Source organism: Streptomyces sp. NBC_00647 (genome assembly GCF_045207245.1).
Classification (GTDB): Bacteria; Actinomycetota; Actinomycetes; order Streptomycetales; family Streptomycetaceae; genus Streptomyces.
In genome coordinates, this window is the sequence record NZ_CP109040.1 from 155,090 (window position 1) to 181,656 (window position 26,567).

21 protein-coding genes and 4 pseudogenes are annotated in these 26,567 nt (G+C 65.8%); 15 read left to right on the forward strand and 10 right to left on the reverse strand.

What is annotated here, in order from left to right; genetic code table 11:
- Positions 1 to 121: 121 nt before the first annotated feature.
- Positions 122 to 859 (forward strand): annotated as a pseudogene (locus OG788_RS00715) (DUF2637 domain-containing protein); the annotation flags it as partial.
- A gap of 1,952 nt (positions 860 to 2,811) precedes the next feature.
- Entirely contained in the window at positions 2,812 to 2,958 is a 147-nt protein-coding gene (locus OG788_RS00720) for a hypothetical protein (RefSeq protein WP_406368415.1), read from the forward strand.
- Positions 2,959 to 3,084: 126 nt separating this feature from the next.
- On the opposite strand, the gene OG788_RS00725 is transcribed toward OG788_RS00720, so the two are convergent.
- On the reverse strand, positions 3,085 to 3,522 hold the full coding sequence (locus OG788_RS00725; protein WP_406368417.1) for a hypothetical protein: 438 nt from the start codon (positions 3,520 to 3,522) through the stop codon (positions 3,085 to 3,087).
- Positions 3,523 to 3,694: 172 nt separating this feature from the next.
- Positions 3,695 to 4,336 carry a transposase gene (locus tag OG788_RS00730; RefSeq protein ID WP_406368419.1) on the reverse strand — a complete coding sequence of 214 codons (642 nt, stop codon included), beginning with the start codon at positions 4,334 to 4,336 and terminating at the stop codon, positions 3,695 to 3,697.
- Between the two features lie 337 nt (positions 4,337 to 4,673).
- Here OG788_RS00730 and OG788_RS00735 point away from each other — a divergent pair, with 337 nt between their 5' ends.
- The gene (locus OG788_RS00735) at positions 4,674 to 4,886 is read left to right on the forward strand and encodes a hypothetical protein (protein WP_406368421.1); all 213 of its coding nucleotides are present in this window, start codon (positions 4,674 to 4,676) and stop codon (positions 4,884 to 4,886) included.
- A 14-nt stretch (positions 4,887 to 4,900) separates the two neighbouring features.
- Here the strand turns inward: OG788_RS00735 and OG788_RS00740 are convergent, their stop codons facing one another.
- On the reverse strand, positions 4,901 to 5,212 hold the full coding sequence (locus OG788_RS00740; RefSeq protein WP_351549066.1) for a hypothetical protein: 312 nt from the start codon (positions 5,210 to 5,212) through the stop codon (positions 4,901 to 4,903).
- Between the two features lie 116 nt (positions 5,213 to 5,328).
- Positions 5,329 to 5,874 carry a hypothetical protein gene (locus OG788_RS00745; RefSeq protein ID WP_406368423.1) on the reverse strand — a complete coding sequence of 182 codons (546 nt, stop codon included), beginning with the start codon at positions 5,872 to 5,874 and terminating at the stop codon, positions 5,329 to 5,331.
- A gap of 66 nt (positions 5,875 to 5,940) precedes the next feature.
- Here OG788_RS00745 and OG788_RS00750 point away from each other — a divergent pair, with 66 nt between their 5' ends.
- On the forward strand, positions 5,941 to 6,708 hold the full coding sequence (locus OG788_RS00750; RefSeq protein WP_406368424.1) for a transposase: 768 nt from the start codon (positions 5,941 to 5,943) through the stop codon (positions 6,706 to 6,708).
- Between the two features lie 20 nt (positions 6,709 to 6,728).
- Here OG788_RS00750 and OG788_RS00755 read toward each other — a convergent pair whose 3' ends face one another.
- From OG788_RS00755 to OG788_RS00775, 5 genes and pseudogenes are all read right to left on the reverse strand, one after another.
- Positions 6,729 to 7,037, reverse strand: a complete 309-nt coding sequence (locus tag OG788_RS00755; RefSeq protein ID WP_406368426.1) for a hypothetical protein — start codon at positions 7,035 to 7,037, stop codon at positions 6,729 to 6,731.
- Between the two features lie 544 nt (positions 7,038 to 7,581).
- Positions 7,582 to 8,778 carry an NAD(P)/FAD-dependent oxidoreductase gene (locus OG788_RS00760; RefSeq protein ID WP_406368428.1) on the reverse strand — a complete coding sequence of 399 codons (1,197 nt, stop codon included), beginning with the start codon at positions 8,776 to 8,778 and terminating at the stop codon, positions 7,582 to 7,584.
- A gap of 111 nt (positions 8,779 to 8,889) precedes the next feature.
- A complete protein-coding gene (sigJ, locus tag OG788_RS00765; RefSeq protein WP_406368430.1) occupies positions 8,890 to 9,834 on the reverse strand; it encodes an RNA polymerase sigma factor SigJ in 945 nt (314 codons plus the stop codon).
- Positions 9,835 to 9,937: 103 nt separating this feature from the next.
- A pseudogene (locus OG788_RS00770) lies at positions 9,938 to 10,141 on the reverse strand (IS5/IS1182 family transposase); the annotation flags it as partial.
- 424 nt (positions 10,142 to 10,565) lie between these two features.
- On the reverse strand, positions 10,566 to 11,096 hold the full coding sequence (locus OG788_RS00775) for a bacterial transcriptional activator domain-containing protein (protein ID WP_406368432.1): 531 nt from the start codon (positions 11,094 to 11,096) through the stop codon (positions 10,566 to 10,568).
- 1,222 nt (positions 11,097 to 12,318) lie between these two features.
- On the opposite strand from OG788_RS00775, the gene OG788_RS00780 reads away from it, so the two are divergent.
- From OG788_RS00780 to OG788_RS00810, 7 genes and pseudogenes are all read left to right on the forward strand, one after another.
- Positions 12,319 to 13,863, forward strand: a complete 1,545-nt coding sequence (locus OG788_RS00780; RefSeq protein ID WP_406368434.1) for a S8 family serine peptidase — start codon at positions 12,319 to 12,321, stop codon at positions 13,861 to 13,863.
- Positions 13,860 to 14,180, forward strand: a complete 321-nt coding sequence (locus tag OG788_RS00785; protein ID WP_406368436.1) for a hypothetical protein — start codon at positions 13,860 to 13,862, stop codon at positions 14,178 to 14,180. Before OG788_RS00780 ends, OG788_RS00785 begins: the two co-directional genes overlap by 4 nt.
- Before the next feature lie 2 nt (positions 14,181 to 14,182).
- A complete protein-coding gene (locus OG788_RS00790) occupies positions 14,183 to 15,265 on the forward strand; it encodes a M14 family metallopeptidase (protein WP_406368438.1) in 1,083 nt (360 codons plus the stop codon).
- Between the two features lie 328 nt (positions 15,266 to 15,593).
- Positions 15,594 to 16,679: a hypothetical protein gene (locus tag OG788_RS00795; RefSeq protein WP_406368439.1), complete on the forward strand. Its 1,086-nt coding sequence runs from the start codon at positions 15,594 to 15,596 to the stop codon at positions 16,677 to 16,679.
- Positions 16,680 to 17,646: 967 nt separating this feature from the next.
- Positions 17,647 to 19,242 (forward strand): S8 family peptidase, encoded by a 1,596-nt coding sequence (locus OG788_RS00800; protein WP_406368441.1) that lies wholly within the window; start codon positions 17,647 to 17,649, stop codon positions 19,240 to 19,242.
- 16 nt (positions 19,243 to 19,258) lie between these two features.
- Entirely contained in the window at positions 19,259 to 20,623 is a 1,365-nt protein-coding gene (locus OG788_RS00805; protein WP_406368443.1) for a hypothetical protein, read from the forward strand.
- A 126-nt stretch (positions 20,624 to 20,749) separates the two neighbouring features.
- Positions 20,750 to 20,977 (forward strand): annotated as a pseudogene (locus OG788_RS00810) (IS5/IS1182 family transposase); the annotation flags it as partial.
- 125 nt (positions 20,978 to 21,102) lie between these two features.
- Here the strand turns inward: OG788_RS00810 and OG788_RS00815 are convergent.
- A complete protein-coding gene (locus tag OG788_RS00815) occupies positions 21,103 to 22,680 on the reverse strand; it encodes a hypothetical protein (protein WP_406368444.1) in 1,578 nt (525 codons plus the stop codon).
- Between the two features lie 72 nt (positions 22,681 to 22,752).
- On the opposite strand from OG788_RS00815, the gene OG788_RS00820 reads away from it, so the two are divergent.
- From OG788_RS00820 to OG788_RS00835, 4 genes and pseudogenes are all read left to right on the forward strand, one after another.
- Positions 22,753 to 23,034, forward strand: a complete 282-nt coding sequence (locus tag OG788_RS00820; RefSeq protein ID WP_406368445.1) for a hypothetical protein — start codon at positions 22,753 to 22,755, stop codon at positions 23,032 to 23,034.
- A complete protein-coding gene (locus tag OG788_RS00825) occupies positions 22,997 to 23,545 on the forward strand; it encodes a hypothetical protein (RefSeq protein ID WP_406368447.1) in 549 nt (182 codons plus the stop codon). The genes OG788_RS00820 and OG788_RS00825 overlap by 38 nt, the downstream gene beginning before the upstream one ends.
- 1,189 nt (positions 23,546 to 24,734) lie before the next feature.
- Positions 24,735 to 25,104, forward strand: a pseudogene (locus tag OG788_RS00830) (transposase family protein); the annotation flags it as partial.
- A 241-nt stretch (positions 25,105 to 25,345) separates the two neighbouring features.
- Positions 25,346 to 26,548, forward strand: a complete 1,203-nt coding sequence (locus tag OG788_RS00835) for an IS110 family transposase (protein ID WP_406376641.1) — start codon at positions 25,346 to 25,348, stop codon at positions 26,546 to 26,548.
- Positions 26,549 to 26,567: the final 19 nt, after the last annotated feature.

Sequence of the window (26,567 nt, forward strand, 5' to 3'; positions counted from 1 at the left end):
GACCGAGGCCCAGACTCCCACCCCCACCCATGGCACAGCCCAACACGCACCAATAGCAGCCATGCAGAAGGGCCAGCAGCGCGTGACACCAAAACCTAGAACAACCGTACGACTGGGCCGGATGCACAAGATTCTCATCGGCGTGGTCGTCGCCGGTGCGGTCTCAATCGCCGGGATCGGCTTCGCCGGTTCGTACGCGGCGGTCCGTGAGCTGGCGATCCAGAAGGGGTTCGGGAACTTCAGTTACGTCTTCCCGATCGGCATCGACGCGGGTATCTGTGTCCTGCTCGCCCTCGACCTGCTGCTGACGTGGATCCGTATCCCGTTCCCCCTGCTGCGCCAGACCGCGTGGGTGCTGACGGCGGCGACGATCGCCTTCAACGGCGCGGCGGCCTGGCCGGACCCGCTGGGCGTGGGTATGCACGCCGTCATCCCGATCCTGTTCGTGGTCTCGGTCGAGGCGGCCCGGCACGCGATCGGCCGCATCGCCGACATCACGGCCGACAAGCACATGGAGGGGGTCCGCCTCACCCGCTGGCTGCTCTCTCCGCTCCCGACGTTCCTGCTGTGGCGCCGGATGAAGCTGTGGGAGCTGCGCTCCTACGAGCAGGTCATCAAGCTGGAGCAGGAGCGGCTGGTCTACCAGGCGCGGCTGCGTTCCCGTTTCGGCCGGGCGTGGCGTCGCAAGGCCCCGGTGGAGTCGCTGATGCCGCTGCGCCTGGCGCGCTACGGCGTCCCGCTCGCGGAGACGGCGCCGTCCGGTCTGGCGGCGGCGGGCATCGAGCCCGCCGTGCTCCCGCCGGCACCCACGCCGGTGGCGGTGCAGGCGTCCGTCCCGGCTCCCGCCGCTCCCGCGGCGCCCGAGCACCTGGAGTTGGAGGCGAGCCAGCTGCTGGCCGGATACGTCCAGCAGACCCCAGAGCAGAACCCGGGGCAGACCGAGGCGCAGGCCCGGGCATGGGCGCAGATGCCGCAGGCGCAGATGTCGGCTCCGGCATTCCAGGATGCTAGTGACAGTGGTCTGTTTGCGGACGCCTATCAGTCGTGGGTTGCTCAGTTCCTTGTGGCGCCCACGCCGGGCCAGTTCGCCCTGTTCCTCCGTGACCAGTTCGCCATCACAACAGCAGCAGGCGACCCACTGTCCGATGAACAACTCTCCCCCATTTTGGCCAGCCTGCAGCAGCGCTACGAGCCGACCACCACCGCTGACGCTGCTGAGGGCGGGCGTGCCGGTGACGACGTGGACTGGGAGGAGTTCTTCTACCGGGCCTGGACCGACTTCGCGTATGAGTACGGCAGATACCCGGACGCGGCCACCCTGGCCCGCTACGTCTTCGAGCGCGACGGCATCACCACCGCGACGGGTGAACCCCTCGTCGCGCAAGACCTCCACACCTTCGTCCACGCCTTCCAGCAGCGCGACTTCGGTGACGGCGGGCCTCCAACCGCCGAGACAGTGACCAACCCCGGCGAAGCGAAAGAGACGCTGGAGCCTGCCTCCACCGTGGCGCCTGCCGCCAGCACAGGGACGCACGCAGCCGAGGAGATACCCGGCCCGAAGGTGAACGCATCCATCGACGAGCAGCAGCCACCCGTGAGCGAGGACAACGCCCTCACTGTGGTCGACCGGTACTACCTCGCGTGGAAGAACTACCAGAACGTGCACGGCCAGGAGCCCACAGACAAGCAGCTCTCCTCAAGCCTCGCCAGCGAAGGCGTGACCAGCCGCGGCGGCAACCCCGTCAGCCCCTCCACGCTGCGCCGCTACTTCCTCACCTTTCGTATGTACCACGTCTGGGCCAACCACCGGATGGGCTCGGACAGTCCCTCTGCCGAGAGCGTGGCCCAGGACTGCGCCCAGCAGGGAATCACCGCCCAATACAACAGACCCATTACCGCCGAGGACATCGCCAAGCAGGCCGACGACTTCGAACGCCGCTGGAACGCCGCCAGGTAGATGGCCAGGTGGCGTCTCGGTAGCGCTCCGCCCTTCATTACGGCTCACCCGGTATAGGTCGTTCCTGTCTCCCCCTGAAGCACGTACTGATCCTCGTGCTCTTCACCAGGGCTGGGCCCGGACCGAAAGGGCAACCCCAGGACGTCAGCGGGCCATCGGACGGACAGCGGGCGCGCAACAGTGAGGCGAAGGGCCTCTTCTGAGCCTGCGGCTCGCCCGATACGGTTGAGGCCTAGGGGAGGGCGACACGGTGAACATCTTCACGTGCCCGAATTGCGGACAGCTGTACAACGCCGGAGTGTCCTTGGCGAAACGTCACACCTGCAGGGAGCGGCAGACGGGCGCTGGCCAGCAGAGTGCCGCCGCATGGCGGTACAGCATGGGATGGCGGGAGGGACACGGATTCGCTGGGGCACGCCGTCGGTCGCGAGACGACCAGCGGGACAGGCGGATCACTGCGGCCTGGGCAGTTCTGTCAGGTCTGGGGGCCGCCGCGTCGATGCTGTCCGGTATCCGAGTACGCCGCCGTACTAACTGGATCAAAGCTGCACAGCAGCCGCGGGCGGGCGGGTTCGGCGCGGGTGGTGACGGTGGCAGCTCCGGCAACTGATGCGTTTCACCCTCCGCCCAGCTCCGGGTCGCACCGCCACAGCACCTTCCCGCAGGCCGCCAATTGTCCAGCCGCCCCGCCCGCCGGCACACGACAGCACTCCCCCGGCGGCAGCCTGCAGCGTCGGTCCGAGGCCGGCAGAGGGCACCAGCGCAGCCTTCCCCGTGTTCGGAATACCTCACCCGAGGTGACGTCTCGACGAAAGAACGGGCGCCGCGGGCAGCAAGCCCGGGATACTTCTGGGATGCCAGAGATGGTTCTCCCTGCCACGCGAGCGGCGTTGCGTGCTCAAAACCCGACGGCTCTCCTGGAGTTGCCCGAGGGACAGTGGCTGGACGCCAAGGGGGCCCCGTACGAGCTGCGTAATCCTCGCGCCGTCCAGGAGCTCTGAGCGCGAGCTTTCTGCTGATGAAGTAGTCGATCAGGCCCTGGCGTATCGGCCAATCACTTTGTGAGGTCGGTGCTCAACAGCGTTACCGCAACCGGGGGGTGGCAGGGGCGCTGCTGGCGTGCTCGGTCAGTGGGCCTGGGCACGCACGGTGTAGTGCTCCTGCAGTCGGCGCAGCATGCTGTTGCAGTACTGGGCCAGGGGTCGGTGCTGGTCCTCGTCAATGACCAGGGCCAGGGTGTGGATGCCGTTGTCTGCCGGGAAGGCGGCGTAGGGCTGGGAGGCCCTGAGGTTGGGCCAGTAGCGGCCGTGCGCGAATCCGGAGGCTGCCCGCCAGACGGCGCCCACCTTGACGGCGGTCAGGCCGGCCGAGGGCGCGGCGGCGAGCAGGATCTGGAGGGTGCCGGGCCGGGTGAGCGGGGGGCAGGCCGAGAACGCGGCAAGCTCCTCCTCGAACTGTGGCCACATCTTCCCGATGCGGGGGAAGCGGCGCACCAAGTCGTCGATGTCCGGGACGATCCGCGCTTCGGAGACGACCCCTCCCCCGCTCCCGGTCTCCGCCTCCACCAAGCCGCGGTACAGCCCGGTGCGGGCGGCACGAAACCACCGGACCAGCGATGCCCCAGGACTGCCCGACGCAGCCGCATCCAACGAGGCTTCAACGCATACGTTCATCCCGCGCACCCTACTGGTGCCCGGCAATAGGAAATCCTGCGACGATCACCACATTCCGAAGCGATCACTGAACTCGCACTTCAGGAGCCTCTGGCTCCTGAACCTCTGCCAAAACCCCAGCCCCGGTCGACACGTCACAACAACCAGAAATCCTGCAGTGATCACTAGACCAACATCTCAGCGCATCAATCATGCAGTGATCCTTAGCGGATTTGTCACAGGCGGCGGCGGTTGTAGAAGGTCTCGATGAAGTTGAAGACCTCGGCGCGGGCGGTGGCCGACCGGGTCGGGCCAGATCCGGGTGCCGATTTCCTCCTTGAGCAGGGCCCAGAAACTCTCCGCTGCGGCATTGTTCGAAACATGATCCTGTGCGCCCGCAGCTCTGCCGAAGCCCCAACTCCCGCATTCGGGCGCGGAATTGGGTCGATGTGTACTCGGTGCCTCGATCGCTGTGGATCACACAGTCCGGCTCCAGCCCACCCCGGCCATGGGCCATGTCCAGGGCGTCCACGACGAGTTCGGCGCGGTGGTGATCGGCCATGGCATAGCCGACGACCTCGCGGGTGGCCAGGTCCAGCCAGCAGGCGAGGTAGAGCCGGCCCTCCGCGGTGGGCAGATAGGTGATGTCGCCGACCAACTTGGTGGCGGGGCGCTCGGCGTGGCGGCCAAGGCAACACTCTCGGCTGGTGTGCGGAATCCCAGGCACTTGCGCGGACGGTTGTTGAGCTTTGCCGCAATGGCATCAAGCACGAGCGATGCCGCTCGTCACTTCAGGAACATCTTCCCCATGAGTCGCCCCCATCGACATCGCCCACCCCCAGCTCGACAAAGGGCCTCTTCGATCGATCCAGCCCGCCTCTGACCAGCAGGATCGCCCCTCTGGACCACCCCACCGTCGGGCCGGTAATCAACTGAAAATCCCCCGAATTGGGCAACGGGGTCATCGAGGGCTGGTACAACTCGCACCGTCTGCACAGCAGCCTCGGCTATCGCAGTCCCGCCGAATACGAGACCGCACTCGCAGCCTGACCACCACACCGATAGTGTCCGTCAAATCGGAACAAGCTCACGACGATTACAGGAACCTTTTCGATCCTTCAACACTGGCGGATCTCCATGACCTGATTCCAGTTGGGCAAGCGCAACTCGGGGGAGTCACACCGGGTGTCAACGACGCCAACGTGCCGCAGATTCGCAAGATGCGCGCAGGAGACATCGCCTTCTTCAGCGGGCAGGGCTTCGGCGTAGTTGCATGATCATGCAGTGACCTCTACGAGAGCCCTTGAGGCAATCTCTCCAAAATCTCCCTAAGCTGGAGAACATCACTGTCAAGACTCCAACCCCGCTGCCGACACGCGTCCAGCAGGAGTCTCCCCGCCGCCGTCACGTCGGCCACCAAATCACTGTATTCCATTTCGCTCGAAATGAAGTCGGGAACTCCCTTCGGCACGATCTGGATCCGTCCCGCTGTGGGCCGCAGTTCGACCGAATACTGGCCATCGAAAAATTCCACGTCAGCCGCCCGCCCATACGCGACCTCGAAAACCCCATCCGCTAGAGCAACCACGTACGGGACGATCATGTCATTCCATCTCTGATGTGGAAAATGCTGACCTTCGACCTCATGCCAGACATTCCCCCAAATAGTCCCGTAATCCGTTCGTTCCAGTGACTCCACTTCGACGCACGTACAAAACATCATCCACGCCCCACAGGATAGGCAGTTTCGATCAAATCTAGATCCCTATTGAACCACATCTCGATAGTCAGACCATTGCTCACACCTCTCATCCTAACGCGCTCACGCTGCCCCTTTAGCGCGGGTCCAGCATATCGATAGGCTTGACGAATCGTCGATTCAATCTGCGCAGGACTCATATCGTCATGATACTTATCCTTGAAGCGAGTTCCACCCTTCCGCTCAACGTCTCTTACATTCTGACGATAACCCACCCCTCCCGCGGCATGATTCGCAATGATATGCGGCGTGCCTATTTTCACCTTTTTCCATCCGGGGAGATTGTAATTCTTCGGCCTCGTCCCTGACGGCCTGTGCGCAAAAACAGCGGCCAAGAATGTCGGCACTTGGTACGCATCCCCGGATACGTCATAGCCGTTCTTCGCCGCCCAATTGTCAAATTGGGTTCCATAGTCGCATCCGGGGGCGCCAGCTCCTCCATTCCAGCAGTCGCCGTCGAACAGTACACCGAAATACTCGGCGAAATGAGGGACGTTGGAAATCAAGCCGACGACCAAATTCCCTGCTAAGGACTGTCCCGTAAGTGATCTTGCTCTGCGATGATCTTGCATGTGTCAGGTGTGATCACGGCGTCCGAGCCGTCCTGGATAGCCCCGTTCACCGGGCTGAGCCCGCGCGCCTTCGGCAAGTTGGTGACCGCGCTGCGTCGTGAGGGTGCCGACTCCCCGGGCCGGGGCCGGCCGTGGAAGCTGTCGCTGGAGGACCGGGTGCTGCTGGTCGCCGCGTACTGGCGGACGAACTTGACGATGCGGCAACTGGCCCCGCTGTTCGGGGTGTCGAAGTCGGCCGCGGACCGGGTGATCGATGACTTCGGCCCGAGGCTCGCGCTGCATCCCCGCCAGCGGTTCGCCAAGGACGCGGTACTGATTGTGGACGGCACCCTGGTGCCTACCCGGGACCACAAGGTGGCCGAGCAGTCGAAGAACTATCGCTATTCCACCAACCATCAGGTGGTCATCGACGCCGACACCCGCTTGGTCGTGGTGGTCGGCCGGCCGCTGCCGGGCAATCGCAACGACTGCCGGGCCTGGGCGGAGTCCGGTGCAAAGGCCGCCGTCGGCAACACGATGACCATCGCCGACGGCGGCTACCCGGGCACCGGGCTTGTGATGCCGCACCGCCGCCGCAAGGGAGAGGTTCTGCCCGACTGGAAACAGGCCCACAACAAGTCCCACAAGCAGGTTCGCGCCCGCGTCGAGCACGCCTTCGCCCGGATGAAGACCTGGAAGATCCTGCGCGACTGCCGACTGCGAGGCGACGGAGTGCACCACGCGATGCACGGCATCGCTCGCTTACATAACCTTGCCCTCACCGGATAGCCCGCCACGCAGGCCAGCGGTCAATAGAGTTGACACTCCCAGGGCTCGATATCCGGCTCCCCGGGGGGCAGCTTCCCGGTGCAGTATCGGTAGAGCCAGACTGCAGCCCGGCGCTCTGCGTGCTTCTCGTTGACCGGTTGTCCCTGGTCATCAAGTTCGAGGACGTTGGCAAAGATCGCGACGCAGATCTCCATTTGGGAGGGCGACTCGCGCAACTCCTCCCAGTAGTCGACCCCTTCCAGCATCGGGTGGCCCACCGACCCCCGGGCAAGCCATCCAGCGAAGCGTCGCAGGGCTCCCGAAGCGCCAGGACTGAGATGCGAAGACATGCAAAGAATCTAGTCCCAGCCCTCCCCGGTTGATCGTTGGGCTCCCACACCAAGGGGCAACGGGCTCTTCGAGAGTGGCGCGGATGGTTACGGGACAACTCTTAGGCCTGCGCCTCCGGGGGGACTCTGGCCGCTCGTCCCAGCTCCGGTGTTCTGGTCTGTGTCTCCTGGCCCCGCCGCGTCCCACCGACGCAATCCAGCCTTACCGCAGAAGGCCGCCTCGCCAGGTGGTCACCAGGTGTAGCCGTGAACTCCATGAAATTTGGCTGCGACTCGGCCCGGAGCTGCGAACTCAACGGTGGCAAAAATTTGCCAGGTTGAACGTGTGCAACCTCCTGCCCCAAGACCGCTACAAGCGGGTCGGACGGGCGCGAACGTTCGCCATGGCCAGCATCGACGACGGCGCCCCACCTCTCCCCCAAACCATCCAAAGCGGCTCGAGACGGCGCACTCGGTGCGCCCGGCGGCCCGGCAGAGCGCCATCGGACCTTTCGCGCCCAGCCGGAACAGCAGCAGACTGCTCACCGAGAGGTTGGGGGCAAGGTCAAGCGGTCGCCTCCGCCCGGGCATGGTCCTGGGTCTCCTGCCGTACGACTCGCCGGCGCCGGGACGGCAGGCCCGCCGTCGGGTTGGCGACGCCCCAAGCGGCGCCCTTGCAGATCAGCTCCTTGTAGAGGGCGGCCATACGGCCCGTCAGGGCGCTGTCGACCGCTCGGTCGTCGGCGGTGACGAACTGGATCAGACCCTGCCTGCGGCCGAGGGAGATGCACTGCTGGAAGTAGCGGATGGAGACGTGGGGGACCTTGGTGCCGGCGAGCCGGGCGGCGATGGCGTCGGCGGCCTGCCAGGCCATGGGGATGCCCGAGGCGCAGGACATGCGCAGGGGCTTGCCGTGGGGGCCGATCGCCAGCGCGGCGTCGCCCACGGCGTACACATCGGGGTGGGAGACCGATCGCATCGTGGTGTCGACCACGATCTGGCCTCGCTCGGTGATCTCCAGGGTGGTGTTCTGGGCGATCGGGTGGACGGCGAAGCCGGTGGTCCAGACGGTGACTGCGGCGGGGACGGTCCGGCCGTCGGCGGTCGTCACGTTGTCCGCCGCCACGGCGGTGACCGCCGCGTGCTCGTGAACTTCGATGCCGAGCCGGTCGGTCACCTTGCGCAGGTGAGCGCGGCCCTTCGCCGAGAGCCAGTCGCCGAGGGCGCCGTGGGCGGCCAGGGAGACGTTGAGGTCCGGGCGGGCTTCGGCGATCTCAGTCGCGGCCTCCAGGCCGGTCAGGCCGCCGCCTACGACGACCACGGGCTTGCCGGCCTCCAGGGCGGCGAGGCGGTCGCGGAGGCGGCGGGCGCCCGGGCGGCTGGCCACCTGGTCGGCGTGTACGGCCGTGCCGGGGACGCCTTGGTCGTTCCAGCCGCTGCCGAGGGCGTACACCAGAGTGTCGTACGCGAGCTCGGCCGGGCCGTCGGCGCCGGTGACGGAGACCGTCCTGCGGTCCACGTCCACGGCTGTGACCCTCGCGAGCTTCAGCTCCACGCCCGTACCGGCGAACATCTTGCTGAACGGTCGGGACTTGAAGTCCTGGCCCGTGGCGAGCTGGTGCAGGCGGACGCGCTCGACGAAGTCGGGCTCGGGGTTGACCAGGGTGATGGTGACGTCCTCGCGGTGCAGCCTCTTGGCGAGGCGGCCGGCGGCGGTGGCTCCGGTGTAGCCGGCGCCGAGGACGACGATGCGGTGCTGCATGTCCGTGCTCCTGTCTGGACGGGGCGCCGTTGTCCGGCGTGGTGTCGCCCCTTGAACCGGGCAGCCCGGCGTTTCCTGACAGGATCGCGACGTGACCCGCGTCACATCGCGTCAGAGGGTGCAGAGCGGGCCCTCCCCGTGGTCCGTGGCAGCCCACAGCTCGGTCGCGCGGACGAGTTTGTCGGGGTTGACCTGGCTGCGGACCGCCACGATGCCTTCCGCGGTGACCTCCAGGCAGGTGATCCCGACGACCCGGCCGTCCACGACCGCGACGATCGCGGGCCCGCCGTTGGCGGTGGTGGCGTAGATCCCGGGCGCACCGCCGATGTATTTCCGCTTGGCATCGCTGGGCTTGAACAGGCCACGCAGGAAGGTGGCAACCGCGAGCGCGCCCTCGAAGGCCTTCGCGCGGGCCGGGACCTTGCCGCCGCCGTCGCCGACCGAGACGGCGTCCTGGGTGAGCAGGCGGATCAGGGGTTCGGTATGGCCACTGGTCGCCGCCGCGAGGAACTCCTCGACGATCCGCCGGGCGGTGGCCTCGTCGACCTCGGTGCGCGCTTTGCCGTCGGCGACGTGCTTCTTGGCCCGGTGGTAGATCTGCTGGCCGGCCGCCTCGGTGATGTCCAGGATCTCGGCGATCTCCCGGTGGGGGTAGTCGAAGGCCTCCCGCAGGACATACACCGCCCGTTCCTTGGGCGACAGGCGCTCCAGGAGGACGAGGACGGCATACGACACCGACTCGCGCTGCTCGGCGGTGTCGGCGGGGCCGAGCATCGCGTCCCCGGCGAGCAGCGGCTCGGGAAGCCACCGTCCCACGTACGTCTCGCGCCGCGCGCGGGCCGAAGTCAGCTGGTTGAGGCAGAAGTTGGTGAGGACCTTGGTCAGCCAGGCCTCGAGCACCTCGATCCGGCCGATGTCGGCCGCCTGCCAGCGCAGGAATGTCTCCTGCACGGCGTCCTCCGCCTCGCCCGCCGAGCCGAGCAGCCGGTAGGCGATGGCCTCCAGCCGGGGCCTGGCAGCCTCGAACCGGTCCACATCACTCATGATCAGGGCCATGCCCGCGATCCTAGGCGCCCCTGTGCCTGGAACGGCAGGCGAGGCGGTCCTCCGCCCGATAACAGCCGAGCCCAGGTCTGTGACCTGGGCCGTCCGTGATGCACAGGCGGCGGAAGCAGTGAAGCCAGGCGATGGTGCGCTTGACGACCCAGCGGAAGACGCCGAGGCCAGAGCCGTGGGGTTGGCCTGGTTCGGCGATCACGGGTCGGATGCCGCGCTGCCATAGCAGGCGACGGTACTTGTCGTGGTCGTAGCCGCGGTCGGCAAGCAGTGCATCGGGGCGTCGACGTGGTCGTCCCACGAGGCCGGAAACGGCGGGACTAGGGCCCGTCTTCAAACGGATCTTGCCCAGAGCAGGAATGACGCGAGACTGACCGCTGCTTCGTAGGAGGTGGAGGTCTTGTCATACCTGGTGGCGATGCCGCGGAAGCCTTTGAGTCGGTTGAAGCAGCGCTCGACGATGTTGCGGCGGCGGTAGATCTGCCGGTCGAACGCCGGAGGTCGACCGCCGCGACGGCCCCGGTTGTGACGGTGTCGCTGCTGGTCGCGCTTTCTCGGGGATGGTGTGTGCGATGCCGCGCCGGCGGAGGTAGGCGCGGAAGCCGCGGGAGCTGTAGGCCTTATCGGCGACGACCTGATCGGGCCGGCAGCGGGGCCAAGGCCGGTTCGTGGGACTCGGATGCGCTCGAGGAGGGGGCGTGCGCAGATGCTGTCGTGGCGTTGGCCGGGTGTCAGCAGGATCGCGAGCGGGCGTCCCTTGCCGTCGCAGGCGAGGTGGATCTTTGTGGCGCCTCTCGGGCACGTGAGGCTTTGGCCTGTCCGCGCAACCGGTCAGGCGCAGGCATCGGCGCTTGCGTCGGCGCACTGTGCTGGTCACGTTGAAGGCATGGTAATCCCTGCAACAGATCGGCCATCTGCGGCGACGGGCTGACTTTGAGTTCCCGCTGAAGGTAGGCCTTGTATTGGTGGTAACACCGCACCGCGCTCGCGATATTGCCTTCGGCGAGATGAATTTCGATGACGATGCGGTGGGCGGTCTCCCGGATCGGGTCGATCGCGGTTGCAGCCAACGCAGCTTGGAGGGCGGGCAGGTACTGCTGGGCGGTCAACATCTGCTGGGCCAGGCCCTCCAGGGAGTACAGGCGCATTTGGTCCCAGCGTTCGCGGTCCGATTGCATCCACTCGTCAGGCCAGCCCGGCAAAAGTTCCCGGGTGAACGCCTCTATGAGCGTCTCGCTGTCTGTGGGCAGCGGTGTCAGCACGTCGACACTCTGTCGGGCCGAGTCACGAATCCGGAGCACATCAACCTGGACCGCTGGCGACAGCCGCAAGCGCTGGCCTATGCAGTCGATCAGAGTGACACAACAGGGGCGCCGCCCTTGGCACAGTGCCGAGCGCAGGTTGGCCGCGGCTCTGTGGCACGGGTAGTCAGGCCATAGTTGCCCCGCTGCCACGCTCCGGTGGACGCCCTCAGGTCTCAGGCCCAAAAGAGCCAGCAGCCGCTGAGCCCCAAGAGGTAGGGGCACCCTGCTGCCGCAGCAAGTGAGCTCGAAGACACCCAGGAGTTCGAGCGATACCTCATTCGAGGCTTCGATTCCAGACACGTTCACCACTGTGCCGTCGGCATGTGCCAAGCGCATCCGGTCGGTCCGCTCATTGGCGCAGTTGACGGCGGGGCCAGCCTGCCACTGGCACCTTTTCGGCAGCCGCAGCAGTCGCTGCCTCCTGCGACGTCGACGTGTAGTCGATGCATCGGAAACGCTTGAGTCACGCCACTACACCATCCGCCCCACGTTGCCCGAACAGAGGCGGGGGATGCTCACGGGTAGAGGAATTCAGGATCTCTCGCCTGTGCAGGGGCCCGTGGACTCACCGCTTGATATCGCCAAGCCAAGCATCGTGTCCGCACTCTCTGCGACATCGCCTGAAAGCATGGCGAATGGGACCAAGCATCCTCAGAAAGGAAAAGTGATGGTCGCCAGTCAGGCGGTAGCAATACGAGCAAATGAAGCGGATGCCGGCTGCGACGCGTATTAGACCGTCGTGCAGATCATGGGAAAAGCGATGTCGGATTCAATTCTCGAATCCCTCAGGCAGCTCAAGGACCGCAGATCTTCACTGCGCAGGTCAGGGATGCTGCGACCGCTCAAGGAATTTGCCCGGACGCCCTGCGCGAGAGCGATGAACTCGTCATGGGCTCATTAACAGGTTCTGGGATTACCCATCCAGCGACAGGCTGATTCATCGAGATGGGAAATCTGTTACGGGATGGCACCGAGCTTTCCGAGGCCTCGGGCTCGGTGCCGGTATACGGCTCGGGACCACGATAGGTGGTCGGACCCACCCCAGTGCCGTAGTTCAGGAACTGGGGGCCGCCCGGCGAACCCCGAGCCCCTCGGACCTGCAGCATGAGGTTCACTTCCCTCGCTGCGGGCCAAACCGTCACCGACCAGGGTTTTCACTCGACATAAAGAGGCGAGTGCCATGTCACGCCAGTATTACCTGCGCGGCCATCTCGTTGAGGCTGAAGAACTCGACGATGTAGTTGCCGTCAAGGACAGCCTCGGCAGAGCTGCCGCTGAGGTGGAGTCAGAACTGGGGAGCAGTGCCCGCGAGCAGGTTCGCGAGGCTGGCGTCGACGACGAGACGGCCGACGTCTTCGCCCGAGCTAGCTGGATATTCGTCAGGCCAAATCGGCGGACCCGCGAAGCGTTCACCGCACGCGAGGAGATCCCCGGGACGGAAGGAGCTGGCAAGGTCATCCGGCGACCCAACGGCAGAATCGGTATTGCGACCGACGCGCTTACTGTCCAGTTGCAGCCGACGCTCTCGCAGTACGAGGCCGAACTCGAGCTTGAGGCGGCTGGTCTGACCGTCGTCAACAAACTCCGCTTCGCGGAGAATCTGTATGAGGTGCAAGCCGTCGCGTGGCCGGACGCCCTCGCCGCTTCCGTCGAACTTCATGGCAACGACCGCTTCGTCTTCGCCGAGCCTTCGCTCATCGAGCATGTCCCCGGCCGGTTCAGGCCCGCCGGCGCCCGGTACGCGCAGCAATGGCAATGGAGGAACGTCGGTACAAACGGCGGTACGCCGGACGCCGACGTTCATATCGAGTCGGCGTGGGACCGTACCTTCGGAGCCGGGATCCGAGTCGCCGTCATCGACAACGGCTTCGACGTAGGGCACCCAGACCTCGCCCCCGGAGTGGATCCGTTGTCAGGTTTCCTCGCCAATGGCGCGGGAGGGACAGTCTTCGTCCAAGGCACCTCCGGGATGCCAGACAGCGGTCATGGCACCTTCTGCGTCGGCATGGTCGGGGCCCGGCACAACAACGGGGCGGGTGGTTCGGGAGCGGCCCCCGAGTGCAGCCTGATGCTAGTGGCGTGTCTGCCGGACCAGGTCGGCACCCAGTCGACCCTCGCCCGCGCCGTGGTATACGCGACCGACCCCTCGCTGGAGGTCCCCGGGATCGCCCCCGGGAACGGAGCGGACATCCTGGTCAGCAGCCTGGGCCCGAACAGCGCGGACTGGGATCTGACCAGTATTTTGGACCTTGCTCTCAAGTTCGCCTCCACGAATGGACGTCAGGGCAAGGGGCTGGCGATCTTCTGGGCGGCGAGCAATGGCCACAACGTTGACATCTCCAAGGACGAAGTGGTCTCCCATGCGGACGTGATCGCCGTGGTGCGGTCGACCAACCAAGACCTGGAGGACAACGCGGCACGCGGCCCGGAGGTCGAACTGATTGCCCCCGGCGTCAAAGTTGTCAGCACCACGTCAGGCGGCGGTTGGGGAACCAACACGGGCACCAGTTTCGCCGCTCCGTGCGCGGCCGGGTGCGCGGCACTGGTGCTTTCGACGAACCCCCACCTCACGCGCGATGAACTGCGCGAGGTGATGCACAAGTCTGCCGACCACATCGGAGGACCGGAGGTCCAGTACAACGCGGCCGGTCACAACGACGACTACGGCTTCGGAAGGGTGAACGCCGCCCAGGCCGTCGCACTCGCCGAAGGGATGAACCCATGAGCGAGGAACCCGCGGTTATCCGCTGCCACGTCGTCGCCGAGAACGCCGAAACGCTCAGAAAGTTCCTCCACGAGACACAGCCTGATGTCGGCTGCCGCGCCATCGCGCACCGTACCCAGGCCGGCGTCGAACTGGACCTCTACTTCCGCCAGGACCAACTCGGGCAGGCCAGAGCGTCTAGATCGGCACCGCTGGTGAACATCACCGAAGTAGAGAACGTCACCGAGAACTGGCATACCCGGAAGGAAGAGGTCGGCAGCGCTGACCGCTTCGCAGACCGGGACGCCGTCCCCCACGGTCTGGGCAGGAAGGAGTGATCATGTATCTCAACGTGACTGAGATCGAATCAGCGGTCACCAACTTGCACGACGCCCACCCCGGAACGACAGAGATCATCACTCCGCCCCACCACACTCACGAGGGCCGAACAACGAGGCTCTTGCGGGTGGGAACACGACAGGCCGACGAGGTGCCCGGAATCCTGCTGCTGGGCGGGATGCACGCCCGGGAGTGGGTGCCGCCCGACGCGCTGATCTCGTTGGCAGCAGACCTACCCGAGGCACACGACTCGGCCACTGGACTCGGCTACGGAGCATCGACGTTCACCGCGGCCCAGGTAACGCAGGTCCTGGACAACCTCAATCTGTTCTTCTTCCCCTGCGTCAACCCAGACGGCCGGGCCTTCAGTCAGACCACCTCTCCAACGTGGCGGAAGAACCGCCGACCGGCACCTGCCGGGTTCACCGGTTCCTCATGCGTGGGAGTGGACCTGAACAGGAATTTCGATTTCCTTTGGGATCACACCACGAAGTTCGCCCCGAATGCAGATGTCCATACGTCAGACAACCCGTGCGATCTGCAAGTCTACCGAGGCCCTGCGGCAGCGTCGGAGCCCGAAACCCGCAACGTGGTCTGGGCTCTCGACAACCATCCACAAATCCAGTGGATGGTCGACGTCCACAGTGCGCTTCCGGCAATCCTGCACAACTGGGGCTCCGACCAGAACCAGTCCGTCACCCCAACCGACAACTTCCGTAACCCCAATCTTGATGCGGTGCGCGGGCGGCCGGACGACGGCATCGGCGAGTTCATTCCCGAGAGAGACCTGCAGATCGGGGTCAAACTGGCGGAGGGGATGAACGACGCGGTGAGTGCAGTACGTGGTGTCGACTACGGGGTCGATGCCGCGTACGGGCTGTACCCCACCTCGGGGGCGAGCGACGACTACTCGTACAGCCGGCACCTCACCGACCCGACCGCTACGAAGGTGTTCGGATTCACCATCGAGTGCGGTGACACGTTCCAACCAGTCTTCAGCGAAGCCGAACAGGTCATCCAGGAGGTCTCGGCCGCGTTGATGGCACTCGCACTGATCGCTCCCGAGGTCACTCATAGCGTGTAGCGACCCAGAACGCGCCTGTCCAGTTCGCCAGTTCCTCACCCTCAGGGCACCGTCGGCAAGGGTTGTACGGGTTTCGGCAAAGGGCGTGTCGCATCCGGCACCGCGCCTTCATCTGGCCGCGGTTCGTCGGTCGCCAACTCTCTCAGGGAGGTCCGTGGCCTGCGGGCGGGTCTAACGTCTGTGGCCATGCTGAAAGAGCTCACTAACCTCGATGCCGTCGTACGGCTCCGCCCGATCCGAACTGACCTTCGTTACGCACCCTGCTCTTGCGTGCACCTGACGGCTATCCGTACTGCGCTCGGACGAGGACCCCTTGCTGGAGGTTGCGATGACCAGCAGGAACGCTTTCAACGGTACAGAAAGTCCGAAGAAGCCCAGAGGAGGCGCATTCATCTTCATTCTCTTGTGGGTCACTTCGCTCTTGCTCGGACGCTTTCTAATATCAGCCGAATCTAAGGGTGATCACGCATACGAGACGAATCGACGAAAAAATGTGGTTCAGCTCCCCAAATTGCCCATGAGGCTGTTCAGAGTTCATAAAACAGTCTGGCGCGAGAGAGCCGCCGCACGAATTCTCTACCTGGAACAGCAAGCAGATCGCGAAAGGTGCCGGGCGGTTGATAGTCGAACTGATCAATGTCAGAGAGAAAGGACGTTGGAAGGGATCGCCCGGCAACTGGAAGAGGCAGGAACTGCGATCTCCGCGCAGCGTCGCCTCTTCTCCGGAGCCGCAGCCCTGGAGAGGACGTGGGCCAATGCGCGCGCGACCGACGTGATGCTGCTCAAGTTGTGCTCAGAAGAAGACCTGATCAGCCGAAGCGCTGACGTACTGAGCCACGTTAAACAGCATCTTCGCCCAGGCGACCCGCTTCGGCTGAGAGCGGAGGCGGTCGCGGACCGCATGGTGGTGGATGGGGCACTGCCGGGGGACCGCGGGCTCCTTGTCGTCGCCTTGGACGCCTCATACGATGCATTGGATGCCGAATTTAGTAGGGTTCGCAGCCTCAGTGTGATTCTGCGGATTGCCACCTTCTTCGTCCTCCTTGGCGCAAGTGGACTCGCGGTCTGGGGTTGGTTCTGCCCCCATTCGCTAAACATGTGTTTCCTCCCCGAGGGAAAGGGAATCGCCGCATGCCCTTCCGGAGAGATTGCGCGGAAGCCGAAGTATCTCCCGAGTCACTACGCTCAGCATGTCGATGTTCTCGTCATCGAGGCGGCAGGGCTGGCTGGCGCAGCGCTCACGGTCATTGCTTCTTTGCGTCGGATTCAGGGGACGAGTAGTCCCTATATGCTGCCACTGTCGGCGGCCCTGTTGAAATTCCCCACCGGGGCTCTGACGGCGTTCATAGGAGTGCTGCTCATCAGAGGTGGGTTCATTCCCGGTCTGAGCGATCTGATTCCAGCCCGCAAATAGTGGCCTGGGCTGTCATTTTCGGCGCTTCGCAGCATCTTGTAACCCGCTTGGTCGACGCGCGGGCCCGCGAAACGCTATCAGACGTAGGACACCCGCTCCCTGACCCGGGATCAGGCACAGGGACTCCACCGAGCGCTGCAAACTGATGAGGCGTCCTGTTAACGGGGGGTCTCCAAACTTGGGTGGGTGAGCCTCGGTATGTGCACTGACTGACTGTCATGGTCCTTGACATGCATGACAGTTGCCGGCCTGGGAGTTCAGCCGACCGCGGTTCAGGGTGATCATTTCTGCTCTCTGTGCAGAAAAATCACTGCGCAGCCAGGGGCTTGGTCAACCATACGACGTTGGTGCTGGACCTCAACGGAGTGTCCGTCATACAGGTCAAACAGTGTGAGAACAGTGGCCGCCGAGTCCACCCGGCCACAGGGAGTGCCTCGGCCCGGACTTGCCCGGCTTGCGGGGTCTCCTCGTCCCGTGTGAAAGGCTCCGCGACCACCCGGCCCCGTGATCTCCCTTATAGCGAGCGCGGGTTGGAGTTCTCCCGGTTGTTTCCGATGTTGAGGCTACGCCGCGTGAACGGCGAGACGGCAGCAGTCGTCGGCCGGGCGATGCCATTCCACAACAGGGCATTGAGATGATTGCCCTCATCACCGCTGAACGACGACGAAGGCGTTGGCTGCACCATCGAGACTCGTGAACAACTGACGGCGCAGCAGTTCGCGGACAAAGCACTCTCGCCAACTTGCGATGTCCACGGCTGGCTGACACCTTAGTGAATATGGCGCTTTCCATGTAGATCAGTCTCAATTCCTGTCTATGTCGAATTCTGCACGCAGACCACCGACTGCACTGGCTATCAAGAGCGGCTCACCGGTCCGGGGTTGTCTGCCGACCGCTGCCACTGACAAAGCGCCAGGTCGAGGAATCCACTGCAACTCCGTCGTGGCTTCAGGGAAAGGGCCCGCTCATGATGCACGAGCCGCAGAAGCTGTTCCGGTCCCCCATCGTGGGCCACCTCAACCTGCCGCCGGACGGCGCCGCCGACGAGGGACCTACCCCGATCGACCCGCAGCAGCAGATCCCGATATTGATCGAGCTAAATGTGCTCTATCCCGGGGGCCTGATGGCGGTCCGCGAGGCTTTCTACGGCCTGTGGGAGCAGTACGCGACGCAGGCTGGCGGGTGGTGGCCCGAAGAAGTCACGTCGACGAGCCCCGTCCAACCCCCCGTTCCGAGTGGTCTCGCACTCATCGCGCCGAAGTTGTACCAGTGCGTAATTTCCCGCGCCGTCCTGCGCGACATGGTGGCAAGAGACCGGCAACTTGCTGAGCACAGCCACCGACCGCCGACCATCTTCCGGGTATGGCCGGACTACATACTTCATCCGCAGATCGATCGTTCCGCGCCCACCGTGAAGGCCAATGCTGCCTGGCACTCCTACGACGCACGAGGCCACGGAATCGTCTGGGCAGTCATTGATAGCGGAATCGATGCCTGCCACCCGCACTTCTCCCAGCTGGAACTGGCCTCCGCCGGCCGAGGGGAGGATCCGCTGCAAGGACTGACCAGCCAATTGCATCGCGACTTCGGCTTCCTCGTGAACCCCGGAGACCAGGTGCAGCCTGTCGCCCCATCTCAACTGCAGCCCCTGGTGGACGGCAGTGGGCATGGCACACACGTCGCCGGCATCATTTCTGGTTGCACGCCCGATGGCCTGACGCCGCGTGTGGCGGAGTCAAAGGAGCCAGTGAACGGGGGATATGTTCAGCGGGCCCATGTGGGTAAACTGTCCGGGATGGCCCCCGCATGCCAGTTGGTAAGCCTCAAGGTCATGCGGCTCAGCCAACAGGGCACGTGGGTCACGTCGTCCAGCGCGGTCATCCGCGCTCTAACGTACTTGCGAACCGAAGTCAACGTAGACCCTGGGGTTCTGCGCGTTCACGGGGTCAACATGAGCCTCGGCTCCGAGTGGAAACCCGATCAGTACGCCGCAGGCCAGTCACCGCTCTGCCAGGCCGTGAATCAGCTTGTCGCCTCCGGCGTGGTAGTGGTCGTCTCCGCCGGCAATTACGGTGCCCGTACCGCAGGAGACTCTGCCAACACCTCCGCCGTCATGGGTTCGATCACCGAACCAGCGCATGCCGAAGACTGTATCGCGGTCGGATCCACGCACCGGGACGCGCCGCACGCCTTCGGCGTCACCTGGACATCGGGCAAGGGGCCAACGCTCGATGGGCGAATGAAACCGGACGTCGTGGCGCCCGGCGAGTGGATCGCTTCTGCCGCCAGCGGCACGATCCGGGCCACGGCCGGACTGGACCTAGGCACCGATGCGTCTTTCCCAGCCAGCTCGCTGACCTACGCCGAGCAGTCCGGCACGTCGATGGCGGCGCCGCACGTCTCAGGCATCATCGCAGCCTTCCTCTCCGCCCGCCCGGAATTCATCGGCCGGCCCCGACAGGTCAAGCGCCTACTCACCGACAGCGCTACTGACCTCGGCCGGGAACGGTACGCACAAGGGGCGGGCCTGGTTGACCTGATGCGCATGCTCGCGAATGTCTGACGAAAGGGTAGTGGCCATGACACGACTGGCGACGAACGAGCCGGTGTGGGACCTCGAATTCGAAGAGAACGGCAGACTGACGGCACCTGTCGCGCGAGATTTCCTCGATCAGGTGATCGCCGAGGGCGTTGACGACCTCTTCCTGTTCAGCCACGGATGGGGGACATCAAAGGACAGCGCCCGCGCGCTGTACAACAAGATGCTCCCGATGATCCGGGACAGTGCGACCGGCGCGGCAGGCATCGGCAGGATGGGGTTCGCTGGAATCTACTGGCCTTCCCTGTGGTTCCCGCCCACGCAGGCAACCCCTCCGCCAGCAGATGCCGCGACGCAGGCAGAAAACGGCGCTGTGGTGGATCTCAACGCCGGTACAGCAGCACTCTCCGGGACCGAGATCGCCAAGTCCCTCCAGCCGGGCTTCGCCGACCCGGCGCAGCAGCAGACGGTGACAGAGATCGGCCAACTCATCGACCAGGGGGAAAACGCCATCGGCTCGAATGAACCTGACACGCAAAAAGAGGCGCGGCTGCGACAGATCCACCAGCTTCTGACATCTCTCGTACCGCCATCGCTCAATGGCGAGTTCGAGGACTCGGGCGAGACTGCTCTGCTACTGACGACCGACCCCAAGACGGCATACCAAGCTGCCGCCGAGGCATTTGGCAGTGCACCACCGGGCTCCGCGACGCAAGGCATCGGTGACTGGTTCAGCCACGCCCTCAACGGTGCGAAGGACGCCGTGCGAGTCCTCTCGTACACGATCATGAAGGCTCGCGCTGGCGACATCGGTCGTAGCGGGCTGGGACCTTTGCTTGAGTCCCTGCACAGCCGGTCATCCTCTGTGCGGGTTCACCTGATCGGCCATAGCTTCGGCGCCCGACTGGTTTCCTTCGCCTTGTCCGGCATCAGCGCACCTGCAAGCAGCCCGGTTGCGTCACTGCTGCTCCTCCAAGGTGCCTTCTCTCATTGGTCGTTCGCGCATAAGAAGGACAATCCGTTCGGCAGCGCTGGCGCCCTCAACGCCTTCGCAGATCGGGTACACGGTCCTCTGGTGGCTACATTCAGCGTCTTCGACTGGGCAGTAGGCGTGTGGTACCCGAAGGCTTCCTTCCTGGCCCAGGAAGACGCGCAGGCCAAGACGGCGGGGCGCTGGGATGGCATGGGCTCCGATGGATACCAGGCAGTGAACCCATCGAAGGACCTGGTGATGCCAGCCAACGGCAACATGAACTTCCAATTCGCTCCCGGAACCTTCTACCGGGTTAACGCCGCCAGCGTTATCAACAACGTACAAGGAGAGCCCTTCTCCGGCGCGCACTCAGACATTTGCAAGATCCCGGTGGCGGCGCTCGCTGCGGAAGTCGCCGCAGCGCATGCGTAGTGAGCCTTTTCAGGGTGGGAACTGATCGGGTGACGGTGCTGTTGGGGCGGGGGACTGTAACGCATGAGGTCCCCGTGCTGTTGGGGGAGATGTTCGAAGTCTCAACCCAGTGGCACAGGAGGCTCGTTGGTTTCCTGTCCTGCCGCGCTTGAGCTGCCTCACGCTGTGGTCGGATGGGTCACGACGGTGCTCGTCGCCACCTGTGAGGGTGACGGGCGGTGCACGCTCCCGTGGCACCAGCGTGCGCTGGTCGGCCTGGTGTGCTTGTGCCGCCACGGCACCCTCGCATTCATCGTGGCCGGCTTCGGGATATCCGTCGGTACCGCTCGCGCATACGTCATTGTTATCTCGGGGTAAGAAATGGGTGTCTGGCATGTGAGCTATGTAGAGGCTCAGCAGCGTGCCTGACGGTTATCCGAGGGTGTTCAGGCATGTTGGTGATGTCTGGCAGCACGTTCTGCCTTGGGGTCCTGGCTGGATTACTCCAGGTCGTCCCATGACCATGGGGAGGCGGCACTCCCATTGGGCTCACGCCCGAACCGGAACTGCTCCAAGTTGCCTTCAACTTGGATGAATTGGTCGAAGAGCCCGGCGGCGGGAAGCCGTGAGGTCAGGGTGTCCGTCTGCTCCCGTGCCCCTGCCTCCCGCAACGCCTCCACCAGCTGGGCCACCGCGCGCGGGTCGTCGAGGGGGGCGTGGGCGGCGGCCCGCGTGGCCAGGGCGTCCATCCGCTGCTGGAGCCCCGCCTCCTCCAGCTCGTACAGCAACCGAGCGACCACGCGCGGGCGGTCGAGGGGGACGTGGGCGGCAGGGTCGCGGGCCAGCAAGGCGTCCGTCTGCTCCCGTGCCCCTGCCTCCCGCAACGCCTTCAGCAACTGGGCCACCGCGAGCGGGTTGTCGAGGGATACATGGGCGGCGGCCCGCGCGGCCAGGGTGTCCGTCTGCTCCTGTGCCCCTGCCTCCCGCAGCGCCTCCAGCAGCCGGGCCACGTTGTACATGTCGTCGAGGGGTGCGTGGGCGGCGGGGTCGCGGGCCAGCAAGGCGTCCGTCTGTTCCTGTGCCCCTGCCTCCCACAGCGCCTCCAGCAGCCGGTCCACCACGTACCGGGTGTCGAGGGGGGCGTGTGCGGCGGGATCGCGGGCCAGCAAGGCGTCCATCTGCTCTCGTGCCCCCGCCTCCCCCAACGCCTTCAGCAACTGGGCCGCCGCGCGCGGGTCGTCGAGGGGGGTGTGGGCGGCGGCCCGCGTGGCCAGGGCGTCCACCCGCTGTTGGAGCCCCGCCTTCCGCAACCTCTCCAGCAGCCAGACCACCGTGCTCGGGTTGTCGAGGGGTGCGTGGGCGGCGGCCCGCGTGAGCAGGGCGCGCGTCTGCTCTCGTGACCCCGCCTTCACCAGCTCGTACAGCAGTTGGGCGACCGGGTACGTGTCGTCGAGGGGTACATGGGCGGCGGGGTCGCGGGCCAGCAAGGCGTCCGTCTGCTCCCGTGCCCCCGCCATCCGCAGCCCGTACAGCAGTCGGGCGACCGGGTACGTGTCGTCGAGGGGTACATGGGCGGCGGGGTCGCGGGCCAGCAAGGCGTCCATCTGCTCCCGTGCCCCCGCCTCCTCCAACGCCTCCAGAAGCCAGACCACGTCGTACGTGTTGTCGAGGGGTGCGTGGGCGGCGGGGTCGCGGGCCAGCAAGGCGTCCATCTGCTCCCGTGCCCCCGCCTCCCGCAGCGCCCCCAGCAGCCAGGCAATCGTGCTCGGGTCGTCGAGGGGTACATGGGCGGCGGCGCGTGTGGCCAGGGCGTCCGTCTGTTCCCGTGCCCCCGCCTCCCGCAACGCCCCCAGCAACCGGACCACCGAGCCCGTGTCGTCGAGGGGTGCGTGGGCGGCGGGGTCGCGGGCCAGCAAGGCGTCCATCTGCTCCGGTGCCCCCGCCTCCCCCAACTCGTACAGCAGCCGGCCGACCGCGCGTGGGTCGTCGAGGGGGGCGTGGGCGGCGGCCCGGGTGGCCAGGGCGTCCATCTGCTCCCGTGCCCCCGCCTCCCTCAGCAGGTGCAGCAGCGAACACACTTCGTCCAGGTTGTCGAGGGGTGCGTGCGCGGCGGCCCATCGGGCGGGGCGGGGATCGGTGGGATGTAGGCGGTGGAAGTGGTCGAAGAGGGTGGCTGGGGCGTGGGGATTGCCGTGGGTGGTGGCATGTTTGTGGAGCTGGGCGGCGTCCTGGTAGAGGCCGCGGGTCCAGGCGGCGTTGCCGAGGGTGTTGAGGTCGCTGGGATGGGCGTGGCGGGCGGCTGCGGTCCAGAAGTCGATGGGAGGGATGGTCTCGTTGCGGTGGCGGCGGCCGTGCTGGCCGAGGTAGTCGGCCAGCAGATAGTGGGGTCCAGGCGTGTTCTGGGCGGACTGCCCGGTGCCAGCAGCGTTTGACGGGGGTGAGGATGCCGGGGATGCCGTTGCAGGGTGTGGTGACGTATTCGAGGGCCTGGGAGAGCCAGTCCTCGCCGAGGGCGTGGTAGTCGGTGTCGGTGAGGTAGCCGGGGGCGGCATCGGCCAGCCAGTCCAGCGGGATGTGTGGGCCGGCACCGAGACGGCGGGCGTCCATGGCAGCGTCGATCAGGGCCCGGGTGGCGCCCCGGGCTACGTCGTAGCGCTCGAGCAGGACGGGCACCCCGGCCAGGTACTGGGTGACTTGGGCACTGTCTGCACGCTTGGCGGCCTCGGTAAGCCGTGCATCATCACCGGCGATGTCGGCGAGGCCGGCCAGGTCTTTGGGAGTGAAAGCGTCCGGCACGTCGATCTTGTGCCCGTGCAGCAGTTCCCGGGCGTGAGCGTGCCGGTCCAGGTCGGTTCGGGTGGTAAGGACGTTCCAGTGCTCGGGCCACAGGGTGGCCAGCACCAGCACCGGGGCGCGCGACGGGTCGTGCAGCAGGCCGCGTAGACCGGCCGCAGCCTGCTCGCCGAGCGGGTCCGGGCCGAGGTAGAGCTGTGCCTCGTTCAACCACACCACGGTGCGCGGGGAAATCTCCGCAAGGTCACCCAGCACCGCACCTGGGCGGGCGGAGCTTAGGGGGTGCCACAACCGCCAGGAGGCAGGTAGCCCCCGGACCGCCTCCCACAGGGCTCGAGTTTTGCCTGTGGAGGAACCGCCGACCAGGACCGCGATCCCACTACGTCCGGTCTCTGCAGCATCAACCACCGCCGCCAGACGTTCATCGTGCGCGCGCTTTACGTAGGCGGGCAGGGCCCCGAACAAGTCACAGGCGTTACCGGTGTCCAGAGCCGGGTGGACTTCCAGGTCAGCCAGGACGTTTTTGTCGTCGAACTCGCTGAGCGGCCGTCCGACGCCCTGCGCCATCCGGGCCTGGACCCACAGGGCACGTACCCGCCCGGCCAGATCCGAGGCATCCCACGCAGCCCCGCGGGCCAGCACCACAGCAACGGAAACCACATCGGCCTGGCTGGGCGGCTGCACCGGATCGCTGATGATGCGACGAACGGAATCCCGGCTCGGCGCCCCAGCGATCGCGGGGTCTTCGGCATCGGCACTGCCGATGTCCGCGGCGATGCCATCCAGGCTCGGGGCGCCTGCCGCCAGATACACCTCGTACAGCAGGTCCTTCAGCTCCCGCAGCGCCCGCGGCCATCCCACCCGTGCCCGCCCCAGCATCCGCGGCCGCCTCTGACCCGTCGGGCCGCCTCCCGTGTCGCCACTCATCGAACCACCTCCCCCGGCTAGGCATTCGATATGCCCCTGAACAGCACCATTGTCCTCATCAGGGGATGGTTCGTCGCAACTCAGAGTCGATCTCCGCGAGGGCCCCAGCGTGGACAACGAGCCGGCCGGCTGCCCACCCGCCCAGCACAATCCCGTGGAGGTCGCATGTCCCGCAAGCGCCTGAACCTGACCGATGCCGCGCTGAGCGGTGCCGTCTCCGGCACCATCCGGGCCATCATCGCCTGGCTCCTGGAGCAGCTCACTTCGTAGCCCGCACCAGGACCGCGAAGACGTCCGGCCGGGGCCCGTGCGCCACGCAGGCCCCGGTCGGACGAAAACATGCCTCACGTGCCTGAACCATGGCGCTAGCCTGACCTGCTCAAACGTGAAATAACGCTAGATAAGTGTGGGCGTCGTCGGTCTGCTCGCCGGTCGTGCTCCGGGATTGCTGACGGTCCTGCGTGAGAGCGACCCGGACTTCGTCCTGCTGGACGGGACCCTTGCCGAGTGTGACCGGACCGGCGACGGCCGCGGCGACTACTCGGCCAAACGCCGCCGCCGCGGGGTGAATGTCCAGGTCGTCACCGACCCCACCGGCAAGGTGCTTGTGGATCTCGCCCGCGCTGCCGGGCCGTACCCATGACCTGACCTCGGCCCGCTGCCACCGGATCATCCGGATCTGCGAGCGGCAGGGCGTCCCGGTCCTGGCCGACCGCGCCTGCCAGGGTGGCGGCACCTGGGTGACCACCGGGCTCGAACGGCCACCCGGCGACGAACTCACCCCCCCCCCATTACCGTTTTGGTAGCCCCGCAATGGGGCGCCCGGCCTTCGGAGTGGGCATGACTTTCTCCCCCTGTCGATCGCATGTCTTGGGGGGTGGTGTCACCGGCTTCGAAGGCATCGACAGACCGCTGATTAGGGGCATGACCACCGGCTTCTTCGCAGGTCGGGAGGCTCTTCGTAATGTGGATGTGGCGATCGGTGCCGTGGGACGGCCGGGCGAGGACGACCGAAGGACGCACGTGATCGACGTCAGTGACATCGGCGCTTTCCTCGGCCTGGACGTCGGCAAAGGCGAACACCACGCCACCGCCGTCACCCCAGCCGGAAAGAAGGCTTTCGACAAGCGGCTGCCCAACAGCGAGCCAAAGCTCCGCGAAGTATTCGGCAAGCTGCAGGCCAAGCACGGGACCGTGCTCGTTGTGGTCGACCAGCCGGCCTCGATCGGGGCTCTGCCGCTGGCAGTGGCCCGGGACATGGGCTGCGAAGTCGCCTATCTGCCCGGGCTGACGATGCGGCGGATCGCCGACCTCTATCCCGGCGAGGCCAAGACCGATGCCCGGGATGCGTTCGTCATCGCCGACGCGGCCCGCGTCATGCCTCACACACTCCGCTCGGTCGCCCTCGAGGAAGAGACCATCGCCGAGCTGGAGATGATCGTCGGCTTCGACGACGACCTGGCCGGCGAAGCAACCCGCATCAGCAACCGCATGCGGGGCCTGCTGACGCAGATCCACCCGTCGCTGGAACGGGTACTGGGCCCGCGCGTCCAACACCCGGCCGTGCTCGAACTCCTCGACCAATTCGGCTCCCCGGCCCAGATCCGCAAAGCCGGACGGCGCCGGCTCGTGACGCTGATACGTCCGAAGGCACCGCGGATGGCCGAGCGACTCGTCGACGACATCTTCACCGCACTGGACGAACAGACCGTTGTCGTCCCAGGCACCGACGCGGCCGCTCTGATCGTCCCCAGCCTCGCCAACTCGCTCCGAGCGGTGCTTGACCAGCGGAAACTCTTGGCCACTCGGATCGAGGAACTGCTGGAGAACCACCCTCTTTCGAAGGTCCTGACGTCCATGCCGGGGATCGGCGTCAGGACCGGAGCCCGCATCCTCATCGACGTCGGCGACGGCAGTTCGTTCCCGACCGCCGCCCACCTCGCCGCCTACGCCGGCCTCGCCCCAACAACCCGCAGCTCGGGCTCCTCGATCCGCGGCGAACAACCCTCCCGACGCGGAAACAAGCAGCTCAAACGGGCCTTCTTCCTGTCCGCGTTCGCGGCTCTGGCCGACCCTGCCTCCCGGACCTACTACGACAAGAAGATCAGCCAGGGAAAGCACCACACCCAGGCCCTCCTCTGCCTCGCCAGACGACGAGCCGACGTGCTCTTCGCGATGCTCCGCGACGGCACCTTCTACGACCCACAGCCCGCCACATCAGCTTGACGAAACCCATAGGGGCACC

What these genes read in the sequence shown, in the direction of transcription:
- OG788_RS00720 (WP_406368415.1), top strand. Translation starts at nt 2,812, where the DNA reads ATGCCAGAGATGGTTCTCCCTGCCACGCGAGCGGCGTTGCGTGCTCAA.
- OG788_RS00740 (WP_351549066.1), bottom strand. Translation starts at nt 5,212, where the DNA reads ATGATCGTCCCGTACGTGGTTGCTCTAGCGGATGGGGTTTTCGAGGTC.
- OG788_RS00755 (WP_406368426.1), bottom strand. Translation starts at nt 7,037, where the DNA reads ATGTCTTCGCATCTCAGTCCTGGCGCTTCGGGAGCCCTGCGACGCTTC.
- OG788_RS00760 (WP_406368428.1), bottom strand. Translation starts at nt 8,778, where the DNA reads ATGCAGCACCGCATCGTCGTCCTCGGCGCCGGCTACACCGGAGCCACC.
- sigJ (WP_406368430.1), bottom strand. Translation starts at nt 9,834, where the DNA reads ATGGCCCTGATCATGAGTGATGTGGACCGGTTCGAGGCTGCCAGGCCC.
- OG788_RS00780 (WP_406368434.1), top strand. Translation starts at nt 12,319, where the DNA reads ATGTCACGCCAGTATTACCTGCGCGGCCATCTCGTTGAGGCTGAAGAA.
- OG788_RS00785 (WP_406368436.1), top strand. Translation starts at nt 13,860, where the DNA reads ATGAGCGAGGAACCCGCGGTTATCCGCTGCCACGTCGTCGCCGAGAAC.
- OG788_RS00790 (WP_406368438.1), top strand. Translation starts at nt 14,183, where the DNA reads ATGTATCTCAACGTGACTGAGATCGAATCAGCGGTCACCAACTTGCAC.
- OG788_RS00795 (WP_406368439.1), top strand. Translation starts at nt 15,594, where the DNA reads ATGACCAGCAGGAACGCTTTCAACGGTACAGAAAGTCCGAAGAAGCCC.
- OG788_RS00800 (WP_406368441.1), top strand. Translation starts at nt 17,647, where the DNA reads ATGATGCACGAGCCGCAGAAGCTGTTCCGGTCCCCCATCGTGGGCCAC.
- OG788_RS00805 (WP_406368443.1), top strand. Translation starts at nt 19,259, where the DNA reads ATGACACGACTGGCGACGAACGAGCCGGTGTGGGACCTCGAATTCGAA.